Annotated in this window: 22 protein-coding genes; 16 read left to right on the top strand and 6 right to left on the bottom strand. The window is 70.3% G+C overall.

The features are described 5' to 3' along the window. The first annotated feature begins 65 nt into the window (after positions 1–65). Positions 66–1619 carry an FAD/NAD(P)-binding protein gene (locus tag FM069_RS19995; RefSeq protein ID WP_143490171.1) on the top strand — a complete coding sequence of 518 codons (1554 nt, stop codon included), beginning with the start codon at positions 66–68 and terminating at the stop codon, positions 1617–1619. Continuing rightward, positions 1595–2812: an MFS transporter gene (locus FM069_RS19990; protein WP_143490170.1), complete on the top strand. Its 1218-nt coding sequence runs from the start codon at positions 1595–1597 to the stop codon at positions 2810–2812. Before FM069_RS19995 ends, FM069_RS19990 begins: the two co-directional genes overlap by 25 nt. Before the next feature lie 195 nt (positions 2813–3007). Here the strand turns inward: FM069_RS19990 and FM069_RS19985 are convergent, their stop codons facing one another. Both FM069_RS19985 and FM069_RS19980 read right to left on the bottom strand, forming a co-directional pair. Beyond that, positions 3008–3988 carry a ribonuclease Z gene (locus FM069_RS19985; RefSeq protein WP_143490169.1) on the bottom strand — a complete coding sequence of 327 codons (981 nt, stop codon included), beginning with the start codon at positions 3986–3988 and terminating at the stop codon, positions 3008–3010. A gap of 70 nt (positions 3989–4058) precedes the next feature. Next, positions 4059–5354, bottom strand: a complete 1296-nt coding sequence (locus FM069_RS19980) for a DUF445 domain-containing protein (RefSeq protein WP_233282089.1) — start codon at positions 5352–5354, stop codon at positions 4059–4061. 227 nt (positions 5355–5581) lie between these two features. Here FM069_RS19980 and FM069_RS19975 point away from each other — a divergent pair, with 227 nt between their 5' ends. Further along, positions 5582–6169 (top strand): LysE family translocator, encoded by a 588-nt coding sequence (locus tag FM069_RS19975; RefSeq protein ID WP_143490168.1) that lies wholly within the window; start codon positions 5582–5584, stop codon positions 6167–6169. A gap of 6 nt (positions 6170–6175) precedes the next feature. Here the strand turns inward: FM069_RS19975 and FM069_RS19970 are convergent, their stop codons facing one another. Then, on the bottom strand, positions 6176–7006 hold the full coding sequence (locus FM069_RS19970; protein ID WP_143490167.1) for an AraC family transcriptional regulator: 831 nt from the start codon (positions 7004–7006) through the stop codon (positions 6176–6178). A 243-nt stretch (positions 7007–7249) separates the two neighbouring features. Between FM069_RS19970 and FM069_RS19965 the strand changes: the two genes are divergently transcribed. The 6 genes from FM069_RS19965 to FM069_RS19940 all read left to right on the top strand — a co-directional run bounded on the left by FM069_RS19965 (position 7250) and on the right by FM069_RS19940 (position 14533). After that, positions 7250–7603 carry a hypothetical protein gene (locus tag FM069_RS19965; RefSeq protein WP_143490166.1) on the top strand — a complete coding sequence of 118 codons (354 nt, stop codon included), beginning with the start codon at positions 7250–7252 and terminating at the stop codon, positions 7601–7603. A 733-nt stretch (positions 7604–8336) separates the two neighbouring features. Further along, complete coding sequence (locus tag FM069_RS19960) at positions 8337–9236, top strand: AfsA-related hotdog domain-containing protein (RefSeq protein ID WP_143490165.1); 900 nt, start codon at positions 8337–8339, stop codon at positions 9234–9236. Continuing rightward, on the top strand, positions 9233–9886 hold the full coding sequence (locus FM069_RS19955) for a methyltransferase family protein (protein WP_143490164.1): 654 nt from the start codon (positions 9233–9235) through the stop codon (positions 9884–9886). Before FM069_RS19960 ends, FM069_RS19955 begins: the two co-directional genes overlap by 4 nt. A gap of 1 nt (position 9887) precedes the next feature. After that, the gene (locus tag FM069_RS19950) at positions 9888–12659 is read left to right on the top strand and encodes a PEP/pyruvate-binding domain-containing protein (RefSeq protein WP_143490163.1); all 2772 of its coding nucleotides are present in this window, start codon (positions 9888–9890) and stop codon (positions 12657–12659) included. Beyond that, positions 12659–13585 carry a UbiA prenyltransferase family protein gene (locus FM069_RS19945; protein WP_143490162.1) on the top strand — a complete coding sequence of 309 codons (927 nt, stop codon included), beginning with the start codon at positions 12659–12661 and terminating at the stop codon, positions 13583–13585. The genes FM069_RS19950 and FM069_RS19945 overlap by 1 nt, the downstream gene beginning before the upstream one ends. Positions 13586–13597: 12 nt before the next feature. After that, a complete protein-coding gene (locus FM069_RS19940; protein ID WP_178106867.1) occupies positions 13598–14533 on the top strand; it encodes an NAD-dependent epimerase/dehydratase family protein in 936 nt (311 codons plus the stop codon). A 66-nt stretch (positions 14534–14599) separates the two neighbouring features. Here the strand turns inward: FM069_RS19940 and bla are convergent, their stop codons facing one another. Next, a complete protein-coding gene (gene bla, locus FM069_RS19935) occupies positions 14600–15487 on the bottom strand; it encodes a class A beta-lactamase (protein WP_143490160.1) in 888 nt (295 codons plus the stop codon). A 64-nt stretch (positions 15488–15551) separates the two neighbouring features. After that, positions 15552–16415 (bottom strand): LysR family transcriptional regulator, encoded by an 864-nt coding sequence (locus FM069_RS19930; RefSeq protein WP_143490159.1) that lies wholly within the window; start codon positions 16413–16415, stop codon positions 15552–15554. A 108-nt stretch (positions 16416–16523) separates the two neighbouring features. On the opposite strand from FM069_RS19930, the gene FM069_RS19925 reads away from it, so the two are divergent. From FM069_RS19925 to FM069_RS19915, 3 genes are all read left to right on the top strand, one after another. Continuing rightward, positions 16524–17255: a CTP synthase C-terminal region-related (seleno)protein gene (locus tag FM069_RS19925; protein ID WP_143490158.1), complete on the top strand. Its 732-nt coding sequence runs from the start codon at positions 16524–16526 to the stop codon at positions 17253–17255. Further along, positions 17252–17593 carry an antibiotic biosynthesis monooxygenase family protein gene (locus FM069_RS19920; protein ID WP_143490157.1) on the top strand — a complete coding sequence of 114 codons (342 nt, stop codon included), beginning with the start codon at positions 17252–17254 and terminating at the stop codon, positions 17591–17593. Before FM069_RS19925 ends, FM069_RS19920 begins: the two co-directional genes overlap by 4 nt. A 132-nt stretch (positions 17594–17725) precedes the next feature. Further along, a complete protein-coding gene (locus FM069_RS19915; protein WP_143490156.1) occupies positions 17726–18169 on the top strand; it encodes an HIT family protein in 444 nt (147 codons plus the stop codon). Between the two features lie 66 nt (positions 18170–18235). Here FM069_RS19915 and phoA read toward each other — a convergent pair whose 3' ends face one another. Beyond that, positions 18236–19684 (bottom strand): alkaline phosphatase, encoded by a 1449-nt coding sequence (gene phoA, locus FM069_RS19910; RefSeq protein WP_143490155.1) that lies wholly within the window; start codon positions 19682–19684, stop codon positions 18236–18238. A 217-nt stretch (positions 19685–19901) separates the two neighbouring features. On the opposite strand from phoA, the gene FM069_RS19905 reads away from it, so the two are divergent. From FM069_RS19905 to FM069_RS19890, 4 genes are all read left to right on the top strand, one after another. After that, complete coding sequence (locus FM069_RS19905) at positions 19902–20324, top strand: HhH-GDP family DNA glycosylase (protein WP_143490154.1); 423 nt, start codon at positions 19902–19904, stop codon at positions 20322–20324. 65 nt (positions 20325–20389) lie between these two features. Then, positions 20390–20914 carry a GNAT family N-acetyltransferase gene (locus FM069_RS19900; protein ID WP_143490153.1) on the top strand — a complete coding sequence of 175 codons (525 nt, stop codon included), beginning with the start codon at positions 20390–20392 and terminating at the stop codon, positions 20912–20914. A gap of 84 nt (positions 20915–20998) precedes the next feature. Continuing rightward, positions 20999–21907 (top strand): formate/nitrite transporter family protein, encoded by a 909-nt coding sequence (locus FM069_RS19895; RefSeq protein ID WP_143490152.1) that lies wholly within the window; start codon positions 20999–21001, stop codon positions 21905–21907. Positions 21908–21998: 91 nt separating this feature from the next. Then, positions 21999–23113, top strand: a 1115-nt coding sequence (locus FM069_RS19890) for a hypothetical protein (RefSeq protein ID WP_143490151.1), incomplete at its 3' end; no start/stop codon positions are given.

Below are 23113 nucleotides of genomic sequence, written 5' to 3'. Positions count from 1 at the left end.
CGTCACGTGGCACCCAGGCCGGTGTTCTTGGCACCGCCCGCAAGGATGGCAGAGGAGGGAGCCTTATGAGCCGTTTCGACTACCGGATCGCCGTGGTGGGCGTGGGCGCCGTGGGCGTATCGATGATCGTGCACCTGGTCAGGGACCTGATCGAGCGCAAGGCGCCGCCCACCAAGATCCTCGCCTTCGAGCGCTCCGGGGTGTTCGGCCCCGGCGCGGCCTACCGCAACGATGACCGCTGCGCGATCCTCAATCGCACCGGGCACACCATGTCGGTCTCCCCCGACGAGCCGGGGGACTTCGTCCAGTGGCTGGCCGGTCAGCGGACGGCCCACGCACCCGACGACTACCTGCCGCGGCCGCTGTTCGGGGACTACTTGCGGGCGACGCTGGACCAGGCCATGGACCTCGCCGCCGGAGCGGGCCACTGCGTGGTCCCGGTGAGCGAGCGGGTGGAGGCCCTCGAGTACCAGGCGGGGTGTTACCTGCTGGTGGGCGCGCGCGGGGCGTGGCAGACCGATTATGTGATCCTCGCCACCGGCAACCTGCCGCAACGGCACTATCGGCACCTGCTGGGCCTACCCGGCTATTTCCATTCTCCCTATCCCTTGCGGGAAACGGTCCCGCGCATCCCGCCCGAGTGCACCGTCGCCATCATCGGCTCCCGGCTCAGCGCCATCGACGCGGTCGTGGCCCTGCATCGCCACGGGCACCGGGGGCCCATCACCCTGCTGTCCCGCCAGGGCTACCTGCCCGGCGTGCAACGGCCCCAAGGCAACGCGGCGTTGCGCTATTGCACGGTGGACAGGGTCCGGGCCCTCCGGGCGCGCATGGGCGGGCGGCTGTCCCTGCATATGGTCCTGCGCCTGGTGCTGAAGGAACTGAGCCTGTCCCTCGGCGCGCGTTTCAGCGTCAAGGCCCGCAAGCCCGCCGGCGGTGACGCGGTGGCCGCGCTGCGCCGCGACCTACAGGCCACCTGCCGGGCGCCCCAGCCCTGGCAGGCGGCTTTCGTCGCCCTCAATGCGGTCATCGGCGACCTGTGGCAATCTCTTTCGCCCGCCGACCGGGCGCGCTTCCGGCGTCACGGCTACAGTCGGTTCATGGCCATCCGCGTGCCGATCCCCCTGGCGAACGCCCAAGTGCTGGATACGCTGTTCCAGGCCGGCCAACTGGCACTGGTACCGGGGCTGGAGGCCGTGACCCATCGGGATGGCGCCTTCGTGGCGCGGGTGGCCCATGGCGAAGAACGACGCTTCGACGTGCTGATCAACGCCACGGCGCCGGATAACGACGTGGCGCGCACCGAGGACCCGCTGTTCGACACGCTGCACAGGCAGGGCCTGGTCCAGGCCCACCCGCTGGGCGGCGTCGAGGTGGATTTCGAGACCAACGAGGCCCAGGGCTCTGGCCGTCTGTACGTGATCGGTAACCTCACCAGCGGTGTGCATTTCTTCTGCGGCGTTTACGAGACCAACACCCGGCATTGCCGGCGCGTCAGCCTAGGCATCGTCGACGACCTGCTGCGCAGGCAGCCGGCGCGACCCCCGCGGCACCCGCACGAGGCGGGCCCGCACGTACCCGAAGGAGTCCATGGATGGCGCATCTTGTCGACGACCTGAAAAAGCTCTCCCCCAGCACCCTCTGGCTGCTGTCCATCAGCCTCACCTTCAATATCGGCAGCTTCATCGTCGTGCCGTTCCTGGCCGTCTACCTGCACAACACCCTCGGCTTCTCCCTGGCCTTCGTCAGCGTGCAGCTCACCCTGAAGCTGTTCTCCCAGCGTGGGCTGATGCTGGTGGGCGGGCTGTTGTCCGACCGGTTCGGCCCGCTGTGGGTCATGGGCGCCGGTGCCGCGCTGCGCATCCTTTCGTTCTTCCTCTACGCCTGGAGCGAGCACGAACTGGTCATCAGCGTGGCGTCCCTGGTGTTCGGCTTCGCAGGCGCGCTGTTCGTGCCGGCGTCCAAGTCGGCCCTGAGCCAGAGCGTCATCCCGGCCCACAAGCCGCTGATGTTTTCCCTACGCAGCACGGCCAACAACCTGGGCATGGCGCTGGGCGGGCTGATCGGCGCGGCGTTGATCGAGCTGGACCCCCTGGTGTTGTTCGCCAGCGCTGCCGGCGTCCAGGCCCTGAGCTCGTGTTTCCTGGGGCTCCCCCCGGTACGCGCCCTGCATGCCCGCAGCGCCGTGCTGAAGGCCGAGCACCCGGGGCTGCGCGCGCCCGGGCAGATCCTCGGCATGCTGACCAACCCGGTGATCGTCAAGGTGAGCCTGCTCTACCTGGTCTACATCGCGCTCTACGCGCAGCTCGAGTTCACCCTGCCGATCGCCACGGCCAACACCTTCTCCGAACGGACGGTAGGGCTGCTGTTCTTCTTCAATACGGCGACGGTCTTCCTGCTCCAGGTCCCGCTGAACTACTACCTGGGCCGCCGGTTCAGCCTGGACAAGATGATCCTCATCGGCTTCGGCTGCATCGCCCTGGCCATGCTCGGGTTTTACCAGGTGCCGCAGCTGCTGCCGTTCCTGGCCCTGGTATCCCTGTACACCGTGGGTGAGATCATCATCGACCCCGCCATCGACGCGGTGGCCTCCGCCCAGGTACACGATGCGCGTCTGGGCGCGTTGTTCGGCCTGTTGGGCACCGCCGCGTTGCTCGGCGGCCTGCTGGGGAACTGGATCGGCGCCGTCGGCTTCGTCGCGCCCGCCGGCGGCGTCTTCTGGCTGGGTTGCGCGGGCCTGGCCCTGCTGGCCTGCGTCATCCAGTGCCTGCCCACGGCGGAATGGCGCAGCGCCCGTTCCAAGAGCCCCTAGGGCCTGTACGAAACGGCGGCGAGCGAGGCCGCGAGGCAATGGGTGAAGACGCCAGGTACTCGTGCGGTGAATGAGCATGCCGACCCCGTTTTTCACGAGGCCGCACCGGCGCTTGTTAGAACCCAGGACGTGCCTCGCTGAACATGCTCCGACGCTTGTCCGCCTGGTCTGCCCGACGCCTCTGGTCCCGTCCTTTTAGGGCGCTTGGCGCCGCTCCGCTTCCACCCGCTCCAGCAGGCCGTCCTTGTCCAGGCGCAGCCGGAGGAAATCCTGGGCCAGGAACAGCCGCCCGTGGTAGCTGGCGGCTGCTTCCTGGCGCACGTCCTGGATGCTCGGGCTGCGGGTCGGGTCGGCCTGGTAGCGGGGGCTGAAATGGGTGAGTACCAGGTTCGGCAGCGCCACGGACTGGGCGAAGGCGGCCACGGCATCCGCGGTGCTGTGACCGAATTCGGCGCGGGCCGCGTTGGCCACGGCGCGGGTGTAGGTGGCTTCGTGGACCAGCACCTGGGTGTCGCGGCAGGCGGCCGCCAGCAGCGCGGGGCGGTCGTTGTCGCCGGCGATCACCACCCGCCGGGGTGGGCGCGTCGGCAACCGATAGTCCTCGCCGCGCAGCCGCTGGCCCTGGTGCTCCACGTCGAGCCCCTGGGCCAACTGGCCCCAGAGCGGGCCGCGCGGGATGCCCTCGGCATCGAGGCGGGCGGTGTCCAGGCGCGGATCGGGGGAGGCTTCGCTGAAACCATAGGCGTAGGACGGCACCCGGTGGGACAGGGCGGTCGCCTCGATCCGCAGGTCGCCGTGTCGCCAGTCGCCCAGGGCCTCGGTGGCCTGGAATTCCAGCGGGTAGGGCAGGTGGGTCTCGCTCATGCGCAGGGTGGCCTCGATCCACGCCTGGATGCCGGCGGGCGCGACGATGGGCAGCGCCCGGGTGCGGCCGCTCATGCCGGCGCTGGCCAGCAGGCCGGGCAGGCCGTAGCAGTGGTCGCCGTGGACGTGGGTGATGTAGATGGCCTGCAGCTCGTGCAATGACAGCGGGCTGCGCAGCACCTGGTGCTGGGTGCCTTCGCCGCAGTCCACCAGGTGCCAGCCCTTGCCGAGACCCTCCAGCAGCGCTACCGCGCTGACGTTGCGGGCGCGGGTGGGCGTGCCGGAAGAAGTGCCGAGGAACAGCAGGTCCATGGAAAGCGTCCGTTCGATAAAAGGATGAATACCCTGGGTACCGCAGTGGCCCGCCGGCCGCGGCGAGGCCTCAGGGGCCGGCCAGCCACTGGGTCAGGGCATGCAGCACCAGGCCCACCAGCCCACCCACCAGGGTGCCGTTGATGCGGATGTACTGCAGGTCCTTGCCGACGCTCTGCTCCAGCTGCGCCACCAGTTCGTGGCTTTCCCACTGCTCCACCCGCTCGGCGATGTAGTCGCCGATCCGTATCCGGTAGCGCTCCAGCAGGGCCGGGGTCGCGGCCATCAGGCGGTCGTTGATCCAGCCGCGCATGGCCGGGTCGCTGTCCAGGGCGTCGCCCAGGCTGCGGGTCAGGGCCACCAGGCGCGCGGCGAGGCGCGAGTCGTCCCGGGCCAGGTCGTCCCGCAGCCAGTCCGTCAGGTCCTGCCAGAGACCCTGGAGGTAGGCGCTGGCCGCGGGGTGCGCCAGTAGCCTGGCCAGCAGCCGTTCCACGTCCAGGCGGTAGGCCGGGTCGTGTTTCAGGCGCTGGATGTAGCCCGCCACCAGGTCGTCGAAACGTTGCCGCAACGGGTGCTCGGCATCCGCGGCCACTTCGCCGATCAACGCCGAGAGGCCATCCACCACCTTGTTGGCCGACCAGCCGCCGACGCTCTTGCCCAGCCCCAGGTAGCGCAGGGTGCGGATTTCCGCGGTGATGGCCCGGGCCACCAGGGCACGGGTGTCGCCGTCCTGGAGCACCTCGTCGAGTTTCACCAGGGCTTCGTCGAGCATCGCCTGGTGGCGACCCTGCTCGGTGAGCAGTTCCAGTACCCGGCCCAGCGCCGGCGCCAAGTCCAGAGCCTGCAGGCGCTGGATCGCCTTGTGCTGGACGAAGGCGCGCACCCGTTCGTCCTGCAGCGCCTCGACCCCGAAGCGCGCCACGCCGACGAACTGCCGGCCCACCGCCTCGGCGTTGGCCGGGTGGCGCAGCCAGTCGGTCAGCCGGCGGCCCAGGTCCAGGGCGCGGAGCTTGGCCAGCACCAGGGGCGTGGCGAGGAAGTGGGTGGTGATGAACGACGACAGGGTGCGGCCGATGCGCGCCTTGCTGCGGGGAATGATGGCGGTGTGGGGGATCGGCAGCCCCAGGGGGTGGCGGAACAGCGCGGTGACGGCGAACCAGTCGGCGATGGCGCCCACCATGGCGGCCTCGGCGAACGCCGCCAGGTAACCCCAGGCGGTCAGGCTCCAGGCCGGGGCATCCGCCTCCGGGTGGCGGAGCATCGCCGTCGCCAGGCTGTAGAGCAGGGCGGCGGCCAGCAACAGCAGGCCGGCCACTGTCTTCATGCGGGCGACCGGCGACTGCCAGGGATTGAACGGACGGCTCATGGACATCCTCGCAGCGGGAAAAGGGTGCGTGGGTCGCCTCGATGGCATTGACCTTGCCTGACTACAGAGTGGCGAGGGCGGCGTCGGGTTCGCCGAGGTGCGCCCAGTGGGACCGCGCGCCCGATGGGCGCCGGGCGCGCGGCGCCGCGACCGGGGTGATTTTCTTCAATACCCGCCGTTCGCCACCGCCTAGCCTGCCGAGGTCTTTTCCTCCCGGAGCATTCGCGATGTCCCCCTACCTGTCCATGGCCGCCTTCGCCCTCGCGGCTTCCATCACCCCCGGTCCGGTGAACCTGGTGGCGCTCAACGGCGGGGCGCGCTTCGGCTTTCGTGCCAGCCTGCGCCACGTCAGCGGGGCCACCGTCGGCTTCACCCTGCTGTTGCTGCTGGTCGGTCTGGGGCTGCACGAACTGCTGGTCCGCGCGCCGGTGCTGCTGACCGGCATCCAGTGGGGCGGCATCGCCTTCCTGCTGTACATGGCCTGGCGACTGGCCCTGGACGACGGGCGCCTGGGCAGCGACAGGCCAGTGGCGCGGCCGTCGTTCCGCACCGGGGCCCTGATGCAATGGCTCAACCCCAAGGCCTGGCTGGCCTCCGTGGCCGGCATGGGCCTGTTCGTGGCGGACGGCGACCTGGCGCGGATCGGCCTGTTCGCCGCGCTGTACTTCATCATTTGCTACCTGTCGGTGGCCTGCTGGGGCTGGGCTGGCAGCCTGCTGCGCCGGCACCTGGAGCACCCGGCGCGGGTACGCCTGCTGAACCGCACGATGGCGGTGCTGCTGGTGGGCAGTGCGCTGTACCTGCTGGAGGGCTGAGGCCGTTCAGTCGCGATACTGGCCGGGCGTCGCCGCCAGGTGGCGCTTGAAGGCGCGCTGGAAATGCGCCTGGTCGGCGAAGCCCGCCGCCAGCGCCACGTCGGCCAGGTCGTGCCCCTGGCGCAGCCACGCCTGGCTGCGCTGGATGCGCCGGTTCACCAGGTAGGCGTGGGGCGTCAGGCCGTAGTGCTGCTTGAAGGCGCGGATCAGGTAGGAGGGGGAGAGGCCGGCCGCCGCGCCGATCTCCTCCAGGGGCAGGGCCCGGGTGCAGTGTTCGTCGATGAAGGCCGCTGCCCGCTGCAGGGCTGCCAGCGGCGGCGCGTCCGGCCCGGTGGGCTCGGGTGCCAGGGTCCGTTGCAGGCGGGTGAAGAAGTCCACCGCCGCGCGACACTTGCGCGGGCTGTCCAGGGTGGAATCCAGCAGCGCGTCGTAGAACCCCATGAGGGCGGCGAACAACGCCGGATCGCGACTGAGGATCGCGTCGAACGGCTGGAAACTGCCGTCCGGGCTGACGCCCAGTTCCCGTTGCAGGGCGCCGAGCCAGGCGCTGTCCACGTAGAACATCACGTAGGACCAGGGCTGGCCCTGGATGGGGTTGCAGGCATGCACCGCCTGGGGGTTCATCGCCACCACGCTGCCGGCGGCGATGCGCCGCCGCATGCGGCCGTTGACGTAGGTGCTGCAGCCGGCGGTGACCGCACCCACCGAGAAACAGGCATGGGCGTGGGCGGCGTAGCAGACCTGGCGGCCGTCCTCGACCCCGCGTGCCTCCAGGAAGGGCAGGGCGTCGTCGCGCCAGAAGCGGGGCAGGGCTCGGGGATCGCGAGAGGGTGGCACGGCATCGACTCCAGGCACGGGCGGCGAGCCGGCACTGTAGCAAGCCCGGCACCGCGACGGGCAGCGGATCCGGTCGGAAACGACGCGAAAATGCCGGTTCGTGCCTCGTGCCGTTATGAGACTTCGCGCACGTTATCGGGGATTCTCCGCCCGAGTGCGCCCACCTGGGGATACATGGCGCCCCGGGATGGTCACACGGACCACCCGGCGCGGTTCGCCGGTGTGACACACGGAGCGATCCCGATGAACAAGATGTTGTTCCTTGCCTTGCTGGCCTTGCCGTTCGCCGGACGCGTACTGGCGGACGAATCCAGCCTGGCGGCCTTGCAATGCCATGCCCTCAGCCAGCTCGAGAAAACCGATGCCGCCCGCGCCCATGAAGTTGGCCGCTGGGTGGAAGGCTACCTCTACGGCCTCGACGAGGACCTGATGGAGGCCGACAACCTGCTGCAGAACTTCGATGCCAGCCAGCGACGAAGCTGGATCGGCGCCTACTGCGCCCGCCACCCCGACGCGACCGTGCTGGACGTGGCCCGGGAAATGGCGCGCTTCATCGATGCCGGGCGCATCCGCCGCACCGAGAGCATCAGCGGCTGATCGAACGGCGGCCTCGGGCCGCCGTCGGCTTCACCCTTCCTGTCGATCCCCCTTGGCGCCGCTCTGCGACGGCCCTTTCGCCGCGTTTTGCCGTGCGTGGGCGCTACCTTTCGTCGGCCGGCCCCTGCCGGGTACCGGTCGAGTCCCTGTCGGTCTTTTATCGAGGCAAAACCCACGGCCTTGGTTGGGTATCCCGCCGGATCGCGGGCCCTTGCCAGTGGAACGTGTCGGACAACCGGACAGGTTCGCCTCGGCGAGTGTCGTTATTTCTCCGTATTTCCTCTCGATAATGTTTGAAGTTGCCCTCGCCGTTCAGCCAACACAAGAAACAGAACTGTCGGACAATCGAATCTTTATTGTTTTTTTATGACTGGGGCGCGAACTTACAGTGACCATCTACTTCAATATCCCAGTGTCACCTTGGTAAGGCTTCAGGTTATCGAAGTGCCATCCGGATGCGTTCCGGAGGCTTATTCGATGGCAGTCGACGTTCGTCACCGGTATGGCCCGGATGACTATCCCGATAGGTTTCCCAACTTCGCCTGAATTGGGAAGGCTGCATTACGGTACTTACAACAATGATCGTCGGAACCGCTCTGGAACCGTGCTTCGGCTCATGCATGCCCGTGAGCCGGAGAGAGGCCTGTTGTTGCCCGGAAAACATGTAGTGATATCTGGAAGTGCGCCACGGCGCATGCGGTAACAGTGGAACGTTGAATACCGGGAGTTAGCCATGCACAGCATCAAAGACAGTGAACTGCATATACCCGAGCGGTATCTGCGGACCGTCCCCGTATATGCCGAAGAACTCGAGCTGGATGAAACCGATCCGTTCTTTTTCGACCATCCGGTCGATCATGTTCCGGGCATGTTGTTGCTCGACGGTCTGTTATCCCTGGCCGAGCGGGCGTTGAATGCCAGCGAGTCGACATCGGCGATCCGCTATGTCGCCGAGTTGCAACTGAACTTCCAGCGCTTCGCCGAGAAAGACGCGGCGATCCGCCTGGAAACCGTGGTGGGGGAGGGCTTCGACGGGCGTCGCCGCTGCGATCTCCAGGCACTCCAGGGCGAAGCGCCGGTCTGCCAGGGGCATGTGGAATTCCGCCGCAGCGCGCCGGCGATGGCCAGCCGTTCCGCCGGCCACGCCGATGCCCCCCAGGTGCCGGCCCCGGCGGACGGCGTGCACAAGCACCACGGGGAAAACATCTTCATCACCGACCTGCACCCCACCGAGGACCAGCGCTACCGGGCACGGTTGCTGCCCCTGGCGACGTCCCATGCCCTGCACGGCCGGCAGCGGGATCGGCGGACCACCCTGGAGCTGGTGGAGGCCTGCCGGCAGTTCTCGCTGCTGCTGCAGCACCGCGTGCACGCCACCCCGGCGGGCCGGCCGTTCATCCTCGAGGCGATCACCGCGCGCTTTCGCCGCGCCTTTTCCCGGGAGGCCCGCCTGGACATCGTCGCCCGGGCCGGCCAGGCGGCCGGCACCGGCAACGCCATCCAGTTCCTCGAGCTGTACGACGGTGACACGCCGGTGGGCGAACTGGCCCTCAGTGGCCGGGCCGTCAGCCCGCGGCTCTATGCCCGCATCCGCCAGGCCCATCGCGCACAGACTTCGGAGAACCGCCCATGAACGCCGTCCTGCGTCGCTTTCCCGCCCTGCTGCTGCCCATCGGCCTGCTCGCCCTGGCCTTCGCCTTCTGGCGCGAGTGGACGCTGCGGGCCCACGTGCCCCATGCCGTGGCCGCGCTGCTGATCGCCGTGCACCTGCTGTGGATCTTCCTGGAGCTGAAGATCACCCTGCGCACCTCCCAGGAGGAGTCCGGCGCGGCGGACCGCGGCACCCTGCAGTTCTATGGCCTGGCGCGGGTGATCACCATCGCCGCCGCGCTGTACGGTGCGCCGTTGCCCTGGGCGGCCTGGCAGCCCTGGCTGCTGCTGCCCATCGCGCTGTTCCTGCTGGGCATCGTCTTCCGCCTGCAGGCCATCAAGACCCTGGGGGACTTCTATTCCCACCAGGTGCGGGTGATCGACGGCCACCAGGTGGTGCAGGACGGGCCCTACCGCTGGGTCCGCCACCCGGCCTACAGCGGCATGCTGCTGGCGGAACTGGGCTTCGTGCTGTATTTCGCCAACCTGCCGGGCCTGCTGGGCTTCTGCTGCCTGCTGCTGCCCTCGATCATCCTGCGTATCCGGGTCGAGGAACGCGCCCTGAGCGCCACGGTATCGGGCTACAGCCGCTACGCCGAGGACCACAAACGCATCATTCCGGGGGTGTGGTGACATGAGCCTGCTCAGCGAACCCCAGGACCTGCTGGACCCGGCGCGGGTCGGCTTCAAATTCTCCCGGCAGGCGCAGATGCGCCGCGACGGCTTCCCGGTACCGGCCTTCTGCTGCGTGCCGGCGGAGGCCTTCGATGCCGCCCTGGCGGCCCTGCAGCGGGACGGCCGGGTGCCACCGACCCCCGCGGGCCGGGACCGCGAGGGGCTGCGGCGCTGGGCCGCCCAGGCGCGTGATGCCCTGGCCGGCAGTACCCTGGCGCCGGACCTGGCCACGGCCCTGCTCGGGGCGTTCGAGCGCCTGGCCGGGTCGGAGGGCTACGTGGCGGTCCGTGCCTGTGTGGTCACCGGGGCGGACGGCGTCGGCGAGGACTCGGCGAAGGACCCCTTTGCCGGGCTTTCCGACAGCTTCCTCTACGTGGGCCGCGAAGCCCTGCTGCGGCGCGTCGCCCAGTGCTGGGCCTCGGCCTTCAACGACGAGGCCCTGCTGTACCGCCTGGAACGCGGCCTGTCGCCGTTCTCCGCGCGGGTGGCGGTGGGGGTGCAGACCATGGTCTGCGGCAGCCGCTCCTTCGTGGCGTTCTCCGTGGACCCGCGGGATGCCGCGCCGCGCTGCGTGATCGCCGCCGCCCACGGCATCGGCGAAGGGGTGGTGCAGGAGAAGGCCGACGTCGACCATTTCTTCTACGCCCGGGGCACTGGTGTCCTGAGTTCGACCCTGGTGGCCAAGCACCGCCAGGCCGTGCGCGACAGCGCCCTGGACGGCCTGCCCGAGCCGGGCGGGCAGGTTGGGGTGACGGTGGTGGAGGTGCCCGCCGAGCGGGTCCACGGCCCGGTGCTGGACGAGGACGAGGTGCGCGCCATCGCCCAACTCGCCCTGCGGGTGGAAGCCTATTTCGGCCTGCCCCAGGACATCGAGGGCACCCTGACCGAGGACGGGCGCATCCACCTGGTGCAGGCGCGGCCCATCGCCATCGACCCGCGGCTGCGCCACCTGTGGAGCAACGCCAACATCACCGAGAGCTTCCCGGGGGTGACCACGGCACTGACCTACTCCTTCGCCCAGCTGTTCTACGCCAGCATCTTCGGCAACCTGTACCGCCGCCTGGGGGTGGACGAGGCCCTGCTGCGGGCCAACGCCACCCACCTGCAGCAGATGATCGGCTTCCTCAACGGGCGCATCTATTACCGCCTGGACGACTGGTACATCCTCCACAGCCAGTTGCCGGTGTTCCCGCTGTTCCGCCCCGGCTGGGAGCGGATGATGGGCATCGAGGCCGGCGCCATGGACGGGCGCAGCGCATTGCCGACGGTGGACCGCTGGCGTGCCGGGGCCCGGCTCGCCGCCTCGGCGGTGCGGGTCGGCGTGGCGCTGGTGCGCAACGAAGGGCGCATGCGCGCCTTCGAGGACTGGTGGGAGGGGCTGTTCGCGGCGCGCCGCGGCCAGGACCTGGCGGACCTCGAACCCCTGGCGCGGATCGAGGATTTCCACGCGGTCTGGCGCGAGGTGGACGACCACTGGGGCGTCACCCTGATCAACGACACCCAGCTGAGCAATGCGTCGGCGCTGGTGGCGAAGCTGCTGGCCCGCTACGTGCCCCAGGCGCCGGCCTCGCTGTTCAACGACCTGCTCTGTGGCGACGAGGAAAACCGCAGCAGCGCCATCCTGTTCTCCATGGTGGCCCTGGCCGAGCGGGTCAGGGCCGAGCCACGGTTGGCCGAGCCACGATTGGCCGCATCCCATCAGGAAAAGCCGAGCCAGGCCGGACCGCACCCGGCCAGGGGCGAGGACGACGACGCGGCGCTCTGGACCGCCCTCGAAGAGGGCGCGTTCGGCCAGCCGCTGCTGCGGGCGTTCCGCGAGCACCTGCACCGCTACGGCGACCGCGGCCTGGAAGAGCTGAAGATGGAGCAGCCGAGCCTGCGCCAGACCCCGGCGACCCTGCTGCGGCTGGTCCGTCACTACGCCGCCTCCGGGCTCAGCGTCGCCGGCCTGCGCCAGCAGGAGCAGGGCATCCGCCACGCCGCCGAGCGGGTGCTGCAGGACGCCCTGGGGCCTCGCTCCTGGCGCTGCCGCCTGCTGCTGTGGCTGGTGGACAAGGTGCGCCTGTACGCCCGCTACCGGGAGAATTCCCGCTACTGCCGCAGCGAGCTGTTCGGCTACGCCCGCGCCACGTTCCAGTCCCTGGGGCGCGACCTGGTCCGGCTCGGCGTGCTGCGGGAGGCCACCGACGGGGTCCACCTGACCCGCGAGGAGCTGTTCGGCTACTTCGAGGGCACCGGCAGCACTACCGCCCTGCAGGGGCTCGCCGATACCCGGCGGACCGCCTTCGAGCAGCCCGGGGAGGAACTGCCCATGGCCTTCGCCACCTATGACACGGTGCCCCCGGCGTTGCCCGCCGGTGCCGCGTCGAGGCCGGCGGCCGCGGTGGGTGAGGGCGCGCTGCGCGGCCTGGGCTCCAGCAGTGGCGTGGTGCGCGGCATCGCCCGGGTGGTGTTCGACCCGCGGCAGGCCATCGCCACCACCGAGGACATGATCCTGGTGGCCCGGGAGACCGACCCCGGCTGGCTGTTCCTGATGCTCACCGCCAAGGGCATCGTGGTGGAGCGCGGCACCATGCTGTCCCACACCGCCATCACCAGCCGCAAGTTCGGCATCCCCTCCGTGGTGTCCCTGGCGGACGCCACCCGGCTGATACCGGACGGCGCGCTGATCGAGATCAACGGCACCAGCGGGGCGGTGACGGTGCTGGACCACGGCGAGGAGGCGGCCTGATGAAGACCCTTTCCCTGACCGTGTCGCCGGCGGTGCGACTGAAGGCCTTCATGGACGCAGTGTTCTCGCCGCGGCTGTACGGCACCTACGCGCTGCTCTGGGTGCTGGCCCTGGAGGGCTCCCTGGCGGTGCTGTCCCCCGCCGGGACGTGGGTGCCGGGGGCGCTCACCGCGGTGCGGGTGCTGACGGTGTGGCTGACACTGTTCTACCTGCGCATCGTCGACGAGCAGAAGGACCTGGACTACGACCGCCAGCACAACCCCGACCGGCCCCTGGTGCGCGGGGCCATCTCGGTGGGCGAGTTGCGCCTGGCGATGCTGTTCATCGGCGTGCTGCTGGCGCTGCTGAACCTGGTCCAAGGGCCGTGGACCCCCGCGCTGCTGCTGGCCGACCTGGCCTATGCGCTGCTGCTGATGGCCTGGGAGCGGCGCAGCGCCTGGTTCGCCGAGTCGCTGCTGGTGAACCTGCTGGCCACCTACCCGGTGCAACTGCTGCTCAGCCTCTACGTGGCGCTTTCCCTGGCCTTGGCCGGGACGTGGGCGCCGGGTACCCAGGTCGGGCTGCTGGTGGCGGCATTCGCCTGCGCTTTCCTGCACCTGGAGTTCGCCCGCAAGACCGCCTGGCAGGGGGCGCCCGGCAGCCGCCTGTATTCGGAGCGTCTGGGGCCGCGGGGCAGCGCCGTCCTGGCCCTGGCGCTGGCCCTGGCGGCCGAGCTGCTGGTGCTGGCGGCCTTCGCCCGGGACCCGAGGGGCCTCGGTGGGGAGGCGCTGCTGCCCTGGCTGGCCCTAGGCTTCCCGCTGCTGGGCGCCTGGCGCTTCCTCGGCGGGCGCGTGCCGCTGTGGCCCAAGCCCCTGGCCTTCGGCTTCCTGCTGTTCTTCTACGCCGGCCTGATCCTCCAGGCCGTGTCGCGAACCTTCCTTCACTGACAGGAGATGGCCATGGCCTCATCCCCTTCGATCCTCTTGTGCGGCGCCAGCGGCTTCATCGGCGGCGCGGTGCTCCGCGCCCTCTGGCGCCACGACGTCCAACCGCGCCTGCTGCTGCGGCGCCTGCCGGATGACGCCGGCGGCGCGGCATTCGCCGTGCGCGGTGACCTCACCGATGCCGACAGCCTGCGGGGCTGCTGCGAGGGCATCGACACCCTGATCCACTGCGCCTCGGCGGTGGCGGCGGACGACGCCACCTGCCAGGCGGTCAACGTCGAGGGCACCCAGCGGCTGCTGGACGAGGCGCAGCGCGCCGGTGTCTCCCGGGTGATCTACCTGAGCACCGCGGCGGTGTACGGCGACGGGGTGCACCGCCAGTTGCGGGAAGACCAGCAGGAGCCGGCGCCGGTCTCAGTCACCAGCCGCACCCGGCGCGAGGCGGAACGCCGGGTACTGGCCGCCGGCGGCACGGTGTTGCGGCCGTTCCTGGTGTACGGCGCCGGCGATCGCTGGTTCCTCCCGGCCCTGGTGGGCCTGCTGCGCCGCCACCCGGTGACCGTCGAAGGCGGCGAGGCACGGCTGTCGCTGCTGGCGGTGGAGGACCTGGCCGAGAGCATCGTCGCCCTGGCCCTGACGCCCCAGGCGGCGGACCGCGGCCGCGTCTACCACGTGGCACCGGCGCGGCCGGCGACCCAGGCCGAGGTCATCCAGGCGCTGCATGCCCAGGGGCTGGTGCCGGCGCCTACCGCGGATTTGAGTCACGCCCAGGCCGCGGAGGCGACCCGTACCCTGGGTGCCGGCGTCGCCCGGCAACTGGCGCTGATCGCCTTCGAGCACACCTATGATGGCCAGGCCCTGCGGGAGCGGACGGGCATCACGCCGCGACCGTTCGCCGAGGGGTTCGCGGCCTGCGCCGGGGCTTACGCCCAGGCCTTGCAGGTGGCCTGAGGGAGAGGCGCGCGCGGGTCAACGAGAGGCAGCGGACCGCGGGTGGGCGACGCTGGCCGTGCGCCCTCAGGTGCCGGCGATCAAGGCGCCGACCTCGGCGAGGGCCGCCTCGCAGCGGGCCGCCGGCGCGCTGGCGCCGGTGAGGTAGGCGCTCACCAGCCAGGGGCCGCCCTGGGGCGGGCGGAACAGCGCCACGTCGTTGTAGGTGCCGCGCGCGCCGGTGCCGGTCTTGTCGCCGGCCCGCCAGTCCGCGGGCAGCCGCGCCCGCAGCCGCGCATCACCGGTGCGGGTGGCCACCATCCAGGCCTCCAGGCGGTCGCGGGAGGCGGGCGCCAGGGCGTCCCCCAGCAGCAGCCGCTGCAGGCTGTGGAGCATCGCCGCCGGGCTGGTGGTGTCGCGTGGGTCGCCCGGGCGCGCCTCGTTGAGGTCGGGCTCGATACGGTCGAGCCGGGTCACCTTGTCCCCGAGGCTGCGGAGGAAGGCGGTGAGCCCCGCCGGGCCGCCGCTGCGCGCCAGCAGCAGGTTGGCGGCGGTGTTGTCGCTGAGGGTGATGGCCGCCTCGCAGAGGGTCGCCACGCTCAGCTCGCGGCCGACGGCGGGGCGGGTGACCGGGGCGTAGTCCAGCAGGTCGTCGGCCCGGACGCGCACCGGCCGTTCCAGGTCCTCGACACCCTGGTCGCAGCGGGCCAGCACCTGGGCCGCCAGCAGCACCTTGAAGGTGCTGCACAGGGGAAAGCGCTCGTCCTGGCGATGGCCGGCGCGGAGCCCGCCGCTGGCGTCCAGCACGGCCACCCCCAGGCGTCCGCCGGTCTCGCCTTCGAGGGCGATCAGCCGCGCCTCCAGGTCGTCCGGGCGGAGGGCAGGCCGGGGCGCGGCACGGGTGAGGGCCGGGAGCGCCAGCCCGGCCAGGGGGCCGGCCAGCAGGGCCAGGGTCATTCGGCGGCGTGTGATCATCGTGGGTCCTGGGCAGAGGGGAGAGCGAGGACGGGCGGTCGCCGGTCCCGAAGCGGTTTCCGGTTCAGGGGCGCACCGAGCGGGTCAGTTCGTCGAACAGGGTCTGCACCGAGCGCAGGGCGCGGCAGTCGGGGCGGGTGAGCAGCCAGAGTTCGCTGTCGCAGCCGGGCAGGGCGTCGGACAGGCGTTCCAGGCCGTCCAGGTCGCGGGCGACGAAGTCCGCCAGGGCCGCCACGCCGAGGCCGGCCTGGACCAGCCGGGCCACCGAGAACATGCCGCTGCAGCGGTAGGCCGGGGTGACGTCGGGGTGGTGCTGGCGGCGCCAGACCACCGTGGTGTGGTCGGGCATGGCGTCGTCCACCACGATCCACGGCAGCCGCGCCGGTTCCCGGGCCACCGCCTCGCGAAACCCGGCGCGCCCGTAGATGGCGTAGGAGATGACCCCGAGGCGTCGGCCTACCAGGTGCTCTGGAGGGGTGTTGGTGAGGCGCAGGGCGATGTCCGCGTCACGCCGGCTGAGGTTGGCAAATTCGTTGGAGGTGGCCAGTTCCAGGGACAGCGCCGGATACGACGGCATGAAGCGCGCCAGGGCCGGCAGCAGCAGGCTGTGCAGCACCGCGTCGGTGCAGGTCACCCGGACCGTCCCGCTGACCACCTGCTGGCCCTGTTCCAGGGCGACCCGCGCCGCGTCCAGCGCCTGCTCGGCGCGCTCGGCCTGTTCCGCCAGGGCCTGGGCGGCGCCGGTGGGCAGGTAGCCGCGGCGGCTCTTCTCGAACAGCGCGGTGCCCAAGGCCGCTTCCAGCCGGCGCACCGAGCGGAACACCGTGGACACGTCCACCTGGAGCATTTCCGCGGCCCGCGCCAGGGAGCGGCCACGTACCAGGGCCAGCACCAGGGTCAGGTCGGAATAATCGACTCGATATTGCATCGCTGCATGCTTCGCTTGTCTGAACGCCAATATTTGTTGCGTGGACGCCAGCTTATAGTGGCTCCGCCCGTCGGGCCAGTCGGTAGTGCGAGCGAGAGGAGCAGCGGCATGTTCAGCGTGAATCGGGTCAGGATCGCCCTCGTGGGCGAGCGTAGCGAACAGATCAAGGCGCACCAGGCGATTCCCCTGGCGCTGGAGATGGCCGGCGAGGCCTTGCAGGTGAAGGTAGAGGCCGACTGGCTGGGCACCGAGCGGATCGGCGACGGCAGCGTCCTCGCCGACTACGACGGCATCTGGTGCGTGCCGGGCAGCCCCTACCGCGACACCGACGGTGCACTGACCGCAATCCGCTACGCCCGGGAGCACGAGGTACCGTTCCTCGGCACCTGTGGCGGCTTCCAGCACACCCTGCTGGAGTACGCCCGCCACTGCCTGGGCTGGGGCGAGGCGCAGCACGCGGAGCTGAACCCCGAGGCGCCGGACCCGCTGATCGCCCCCCTGAGCTGCGCCCTGGTGGACGTGGCGGGCCGGGTGAAGCTGGTCTCCGGCACCCAGATCGCCGAGCTCTACGGCGTGCTGGAAATCACCGAGGAATACCTGTGCCGCTATGGCCTGCAAACGGCCTTCCGCGAGCCGCTGATGGCCGAGCGGCTGCAGGCCAGCGGCCTGGACGAGGCCGGCGAGGTGCGCGCCATCGAGTTGCAGGACCACCCGTTCTTCCTCGCCACCCTGTTCCAGCCGGAGCGGGCCGCCCTGGCCGGGCGCCTGCCGCCGGTGGTGGCCGGCCTGGTGGGGGCCTGCGCGGTGCAGGCGGCCCACGAGCGGAGGCGCGTCGGTTGATCGCCGACACGCCGCGGCCGCCGTACTACGCGGTGATCTTCAGCTCCCGGCGCCGCGACGACGCGTCGGGCTACGCCGAGGCGGCCCGCCGGATGCTGGAACTGGCGCAGCACCAGCCCGGCTTCCTCGGTGTGGAGTCGGCCCGCTCCGACGGCCTCGGGCTGACGGTGTCCTACTGGGAGAGCGAGGCGGCGATCCGCGCCTGGCATGACCACGCCGAGCATGCCGCCGTGCGCGAGCGCGGCCGCACCGACTGGTACCACGCCTTCGCCACCCGGGTGGCGCGGGTGGAACGGGCCTACGGGTTCAGCGCGGACGAGGCGGGCGAGCCCCACTGAGCCGTACGCGCCCCAGACCGGTTCGACCCGCCGGCGACCCGGCGAACCGGCGAACCGGCGAACCGGCGGCCACCTTAACCCGTCGTCGATAAACCGGTATGGTCGCCTGCGAACCCTTGCATGGAGACCACCATGAGCCTGTACGGCGATTACGATCCACAGAACATCTTCGCCCAGATCATCCGCGGCGATGCCCCTTGCTTCCGCATCTACGAGGACGACGACGTGCTCGCCTTCCTCGACCTGTTCCCCCAGTCCTTCGGCCACACCCTGGTGATCCCCAAGCGGGCCACGGCGCGCAACCTGCTGGAGATCGAGCCGGACACCCTGTGCACCCTGGCCCTGGCGGTGCAGAAGGTGGCCCGGGTGGTGGTGGATGAGCTGAAGCCCGACGGCGTGCAGCTCATGCAGTTCAACGGCGCCCCGGGCGGGCAGACGGTGTTCCATATCCATATGCACATCGTCCCGCGCTACGCCGACCAGGGGCTGGGCAACCATGCCCAGGGCAAGGCCGACCCCGCCGAGCTGGAGCGCCTGGCGGTGCGCCTGCGCCAGCGTTTCGACGCCCCGGCCTGAGGCCGGCCCGAAACGAAAAAAACGGACCCGAGGGTCCGTTTTTCGTGGGTGGCGTCGAGCCGTGGATCAGCGCAGTTGCAGCGCGTTGCGGATGGTGAAGAACACGTCGGTCTGGTCGGTGAGGCCGGTGACGTTGGCAGCGTTCGGGCCATAGGCGGCAACGCGCAGCTGGGTCCCGGTGTGCTCCTGGGAGCTGCCCTCGGAGGTGCCGTAGCTCACCGCCATGACCGAGCCGTCCTTGGTCAGCAAGGCCTGGGACAGGCCCGGCGCCGAGGTTTCCGGCGGGATGATCTGGCTGGAGTGGGCGTGGTCGGCGGTGACGATCACCAGGGTGTTGCCCTCGGCCTTGGCGAAGGCCAGGGCCACCTGCACGGCTTCGTCCAGGTCGACGGTCTCGCCGATCTGGCCACAGGGGTTGGCGGCATGGTCCTGCTTGTCGATGGACGCGCCTTCCACCTGCAGGAAGAAGCCGTTGCGGTTGGTCTTCAGCAGGTCGATGGCCTTCTGGGTCATGGTCGACAGGGTGGGCACGCTGGCGCCGCGCTCGGCGTTGGCCTCGCAGGTGACCGCCGGCTGCGACAGGTTGCCGTGGTAGCTGGCCTTGGGGCCGATCCAGCGCACCGGCATGTTGCCGTCGGCGAACAGGCCCAGCACCGGCTGGTTCTGGTCGGCCACCTTGATGGCATCGAGACCGGCCTGGTCGTTCACCACCTTGAAGCCGCGGGCACGGGCCTGGTCCAGCAGGGTGAGACCCTGCCACTGGCCGGCCTTGGCCACTTCGCCGAAGGTCTTCGCGCCGCCGCCCAGCACCACGTCCGGACGGGTGTCCAGCATCTGCTCGGCGATGGAGCCACGGCCGCCGTTCTCGCGGGCATTGCGCGGGCAGTCCGTGCTGGTGACGCTGGGGCCGTAGCACTTGCGCGAGGTGACGTGGGACATCTGCGCGGCGGGGGTGGCGTCCTCCAGTTCCGCGGTGGACACGTTGCCGGTGGCCAGGCCCTTGGCCTTGGCCAGCTCCAGCAGGGTGACGTGGTCCTTCTCGTCGATGTCCACGCCGAGGGCGCCGTTGTAGCTCTTGGTGCCGGTGGACCAGGCGGTGGCGGAGGCGGCGGAATCGGTGACGTAGTCCGGCAGCCCGGTGTCCTTGTGCAGGGCGTAGTGGGTGTACTGGCCGGTCAGGGGCAGGGCGTCGATGCCCTTGAAGTAGCCGCCGGCGCCCATGGCGTAGTTGCGCGCCAGGGTGATTTCCGAGTCGCCCATGCCATCGCCGATCAGCAGGATCACGTTCTTCGCCGGCGCGTCGGACAGGGAATTCTTGAGTTCGTTGGTCAGGTTGCGGTCGACGCGTCGCGCGCCGCCGAACTGGGTGACGTCGCCGCGGGCGGCGCGATCACTCATGTGCCGCATCAGCTTGGTCGAACTTTCCTGGCTGTCCTGAGCCGAGGCGGAGCCGGCGGTGGCCAGCAGGGCAATGGAGGCTGCGATCGAAAGTGCCAGGGCGTGGCGGGTCGTCATGTCTCTATCCTTCGCTATGAAAAATTCCGGTACCGCGCCGGCCCAGCCGGATGCTCCGCGGACACCGCCAGAATGAAGCAGGCTGGACGTTAGGGAAGGTTCGTGACGCTAGCGTGACAGGCCGGTGAATTCGCCACGCCGGAACGGGCGATGTCCTGGGCGAACCCCGACGGGGCGGCGGCGCTCGAAACCAGGGACCGGTCACAGGAGGGGCGCCATGGGCGAGATCACCGCGAAGGACCTGGGCATCGACCCGGGCGACGAGGGCGGGCTGTTCAAGTGGCTGCTGGCCAGTTTCCTGTTCGGCAAGCGCATCCAGCGTGAGATCGCTGCCGAGGCCTACCGGGTCATCGCCGAACGCCACCGTTGCGACACGCCCCAGGCCCTGGGCCGGTGCAGCCATCGCCAACTGGTGCGCATGCTGGGCGAGGCCCGCTACGTGCGCTACGACGAGTCCACCGCGGCGCGCCTGCTCGCGCTGTGCGCCCGGCTGCAGGCGGACTATGGCGGCCGCCTGGGCAACCTGCGGGCGGCCAGCACGGACCGGGCCGACTGCGAGAAACGCCTGCAGGCGTTCGAGGGCATCGGCCCGAAGACCGTGGAGATTTTCATGCGCGAGGCGGCCAGGGTCTGGTACTGAAGGCTTGCCAGGTCGCGGGGCATCCGCTGAGATGAGCCGCATCGCAACCAGGAGGGCAGGGCGGCATGCGAATCGAAGCGGTAGACGAGGAATTCTTCGCCTGGCTGGCGCACGGCGATTTCGCCTTCGAGGTGGCGCAGGTGTTCGAGCCGGCCTTCGGCGTTCGGGTGGAGGACTGCCTGCGGCCGGTGCCCGCCTACCGCAAGGACTATGGCCAGGACCCCGAGGCGTTCCGCATGGCCCGCGACGCGGCCGACCGGGCCCTGCTGGCGGTCCGGGACGCAGAGGGCTGGGCCGGCTACCTGCTGCTCGGCGAGCAATGGAACGGCTACGCCTGCGTGGAGGACCTGGGTGTCGAGGCGCGCCACCGCCGCCGTGGCGTGGCGCAGCGGCTGATGGAGGCCGCGGTGACCTGGGCGCGACAGCGCGGACTGGCGGGGCTGATGCTGGAGACCCAGGACACCAACGTGCCGGCCTGCCGTTTCTACCAACACGTCGGGTTCGAGCTGGGCGGCATCGACCGCCTGCTCTACAGCGCCCAGAACGGGCTCCAGGGCGAGACCGCGCTGTTCTGGTACCTGCGCTTCTAGGACGCCGGGCCCGCGCAGGTGAGTTGAACCGCCGCCCGCGCCCCGCTGCCTATAGCGGAACGCGCGAGGCAGTAGGGGCCGGACATGGCAGCAGGTGAAGGGACGCGGGACGAGGACTGGCAGGCCGCCGACCAGAGGCCACGCAACGAGCGGGACGAACGCCCTCTGGACGGTTCCCCCTCCGGCCATGGCAAGCCGGACCTGTCCCGGGACGAGCAGGAAACCGTCGAGAAGAGCCAGCCGCCCAAGGCGCGGGTGCTCCACGAGGTCATCCGCACCCAGGGTGACCACGAGTTGCAGCGCACCCTGCAGGCGCTGTGGTGGTCGGCCCTGGCCGCCGGGCCGACCCTGGGCTTGTCGCTGATGGCCATGGGCCTGTTCCGCGCCCACCTGGACGGCCATCCGCTGACCGCCCTGGTGGCCAGCCTCGGCTACCCGGTGGGCTTCCTCGGGGTGATCCTCGCCCGCCAGCAGCTGTTCACCGAGAACACCCTCACCGCCGTGCTGCCGCTGATGGCCGAGCCGGGGCTGGGCAAGGCCCTGCTGTTGCTGCGGTTGTGGACGGTGGTGCTGCTGGGCAACCTGACCGGCACCCTGGCGTTCGCCTACGCCATGCTGCACCTGCCGATCTTCGACGCCGCCACCGACCAGGCCTTCCTGGAGATCGGCCGGGAGGTCATGCACAACGATGCCTACGGCATGTTCGCCAAGGCCATCGTCTCTGGCTGGATGATCGCCACCATGGTCTGGCTGATCCCGGCGGCGGAAAACGCCAAGGTCTGGATCATCATCATCGTCACCTATTGCATGGCCCTGGGCAGCTTCACCCACATCGTGGTGGGCTCCGCGGAAGTGGGCTACCTGGTGTTCGCCGGGGAGATCGGCTGGAAGGCGTTCTGGTTGCAGTTCGCCCTGCCCACCCTGGGCGGCAACATCGTCGGCGGCAGCCTGATCTTCGCCCTGATCAGCCACGCGCAGATCCGCAGCGAGTGACGCCCGGCACGCGGCTGCGTCGCCGGGCTTGAACCTGCCCCGCGCGCCGCTATCATCCCCGGCTTCCCGGGTGCGCAGGCGATCGCCGACCATGACCTCACCGCTTTCCAGGCCCTTCGGCCTCGCCCTGCTGCTGGCCCTGCTGGTGGCGCTGGTGATCGCCACCCAGCGCACCCGCAACACCGAGAGCGACCCCCTGGGCACGCTGCTGGTGAGCGAGTCCCTGGTGGAACGCGGCACCCTGAAGCTGGACGCCTACGGCGCGGACTACCTGAAGACCTTCGGCTTCCGCGTTCACGAAAAGAACGGGCACTTCTACAACTACTTCCCCCTGGGCACAGCCCTGCTGAGCACGCCCGCCGTCGCCGTGGCCCATGCCGCGGGGTGGCGGATGACCCAGGACGAGGCGCCGTTGCAACTGATCCTCTCCACCGGCGCGGCCTGGCTGATCCTCTACCTGCTGTACAAGACCGCGCGGCTGTACCTGGGGCCGCGGCAGAGCCTGCTGCTGGCCGGGCTGTGCTGGTTCGGCAGTTCCCTGGCCAGTACCGTGGGCACCGGCCTCTGGTCCCACGACTTCACCTTCGTGTTCTCCAGCGCCGCGCTCTACTGGGCGGTGCGCAACCCGCCCTGGGCTATGGCCTGGCGCGCCCTGGCCATCGGCAGCGCGCTGTTCCTGGCCTACCTGTGCCGGCCCACCCTGGCGCTGCTGGCGCCCTGCCTGCTGCTCTACTGCTTCTGCTGCCGGGATCGCCGGCTGGCCCTGCTGGCGGGGACCGTGCTGCTGGCCTGGCTGGCGTTGTTCGCCGGCTTCAGCCAGCTGGAATACGGCCAGTGGCTACCGGACTACTACCTGCCCAAGCGGCTGGAGGATGGCGATTTCGCTACGGCACTGTGGGGCAACCTGATCAGCCCGGCCCGCGGCCTGCTGGTCTATTCGCCATTCCTGCTGGTGTCGCTGGCGGGCAGCCTGGGGCGGCTGGGGCAGGGCCGCGACGCCCTCGGCCTGGGTCTGCTCACCCTGGCCTGGCCCCTGGCGCACTTGGTTTCCATCAGCCATTTTCCCCACTGGTGGGCGGGCTGGTCCTACGGCGCGCGGTTGATGGTGGACGCGCTGCCCGGCTTGTTCCTCGGGTTGTTCAGCCTGCTGGGCGACCTGCGGTGCGGGCGTCGCCCAGTGTGGGCGGCGGTGGCGGTGGGTGGGCT

It is taken from the genome of Pseudomonas mangiferae, from assembly GCF_007109405.1.
Lineage (GTDB): Bacteria > Pseudomonadota > Gammaproteobacteria > Pseudomonadales > Pseudomonadaceae > Pseudomonas_T > Pseudomonas_T mangiferae.
The sequence above is the reverse complement of the archived record's forward strand: the minus strand, read 5'-3'. Positions and strand labels throughout refer to the sequence as shown.

Bases quoted from the DNA above. Each gene is read 5' to 3' on its own strand.
- FM069_RS19995 (WP_143490171.1), top strand. From the start codon at position 66: ATGAGCCGTTTCGACTACCGGATCGCCGTGGTGGGCGTGGGCGCCGTG.
- FM069_RS19990 (WP_143490170.1), top strand. From the start codon at position 1,595: ATGGCGCATCTTGTCGACGACCTGAAAAAGCTCTCCCCCAGCACCCTC.
- FM069_RS19985 (WP_143490169.1), bottom strand. From the start codon at position 3,988: ATGGACCTGCTGTTCCTCGGCACTTCTTCCGGCACGCCCACCCGCGCC.
- FM069_RS19980 (WP_233282089.1), bottom strand. From the start codon at position 5,354: ATGAGCCGTCCGTTCAATCCCTGGCAGTCGCCGGTCGCCCGCATGAAG.
- FM069_RS19975 (WP_143490168.1), top strand. From the start codon at position 5,582: ATGTCCCCCTACCTGTCCATGGCCGCCTTCGCCCTCGCGGCTTCCATC.
- FM069_RS19965 (WP_143490166.1), top strand. From the start codon at position 7,250: ATGAACAAGATGTTGTTCCTTGCCTTGCTGGCCTTGCCGTTCGCCGGA.
- FM069_RS19960 (WP_143490165.1), top strand. From the start codon at position 8,337: ATGCACAGCATCAAAGACAGTGAACTGCATATACCCGAGCGGTATCTG.
- FM069_RS19955 (WP_143490164.1), top strand. From the start codon at position 9,233: ATGAACGCCGTCCTGCGTCGCTTTCCCGCCCTGCTGCTGCCCATCGGC.
- FM069_RS19950 (WP_143490163.1), top strand. From the start codon at position 9,888: ATGAGCCTGCTCAGCGAACCCCAGGACCTGCTGGACCCGGCGCGGGTC.
- FM069_RS19945 (WP_143490162.1), top strand. From the start codon at position 12,659: ATGAAGACCCTTTCCCTGACCGTGTCGCCGGCGGTGCGACTGAAGGCC.
- FM069_RS19940 (WP_178106867.1), top strand. From the start codon at position 13,598: ATGGCCTCATCCCCTTCGATCCTCTTGTGCGGCGCCAGCGGCTTCATC.
- bla (WP_143490160.1), bottom strand. From the start codon at position 15,487: ATGATCACACGCCGCCGAATGACCCTGGCCCTGCTGGCCGGCCCCCTG.
- FM069_RS19930 (WP_143490159.1), bottom strand. From the start codon at position 16,415: ATGCAATATCGAGTCGATTATTCCGACCTGACCCTGGTGCTGGCCCTG.
- FM069_RS19925 (WP_143490158.1), top strand. From the start codon at position 16,524: ATGTTCAGCGTGAATCGGGTCAGGATCGCCCTCGTGGGCGAGCGTAGC.
- FM069_RS19915 (WP_143490156.1), top strand. From the start codon at position 17,726: ATGAGCCTGTACGGCGATTACGATCCACAGAACATCTTCGCCCAGATC.
- phoA (WP_143490155.1), bottom strand. From the start codon at position 19,684: ATGACGACCCGCCACGCCCTGGCACTTTCGATCGCAGCCTCCATTGCC.
- FM069_RS19905 (WP_143490154.1), top strand. From the start codon at position 19,902: ATGGGCGAGATCACCGCGAAGGACCTGGGCATCGACCCGGGCGACGAG.
- FM069_RS19900 (WP_143490153.1), top strand. From the start codon at position 20,390: ATGCGAATCGAAGCGGTAGACGAGGAATTCTTCGCCTGGCTGGCGCAC.
- FM069_RS19895 (WP_143490152.1), top strand. From the start codon at position 20,999: ATGGCAGCAGGTGAAGGGACGCGGGACGAGGACTGGCAGGCCGCCGAC.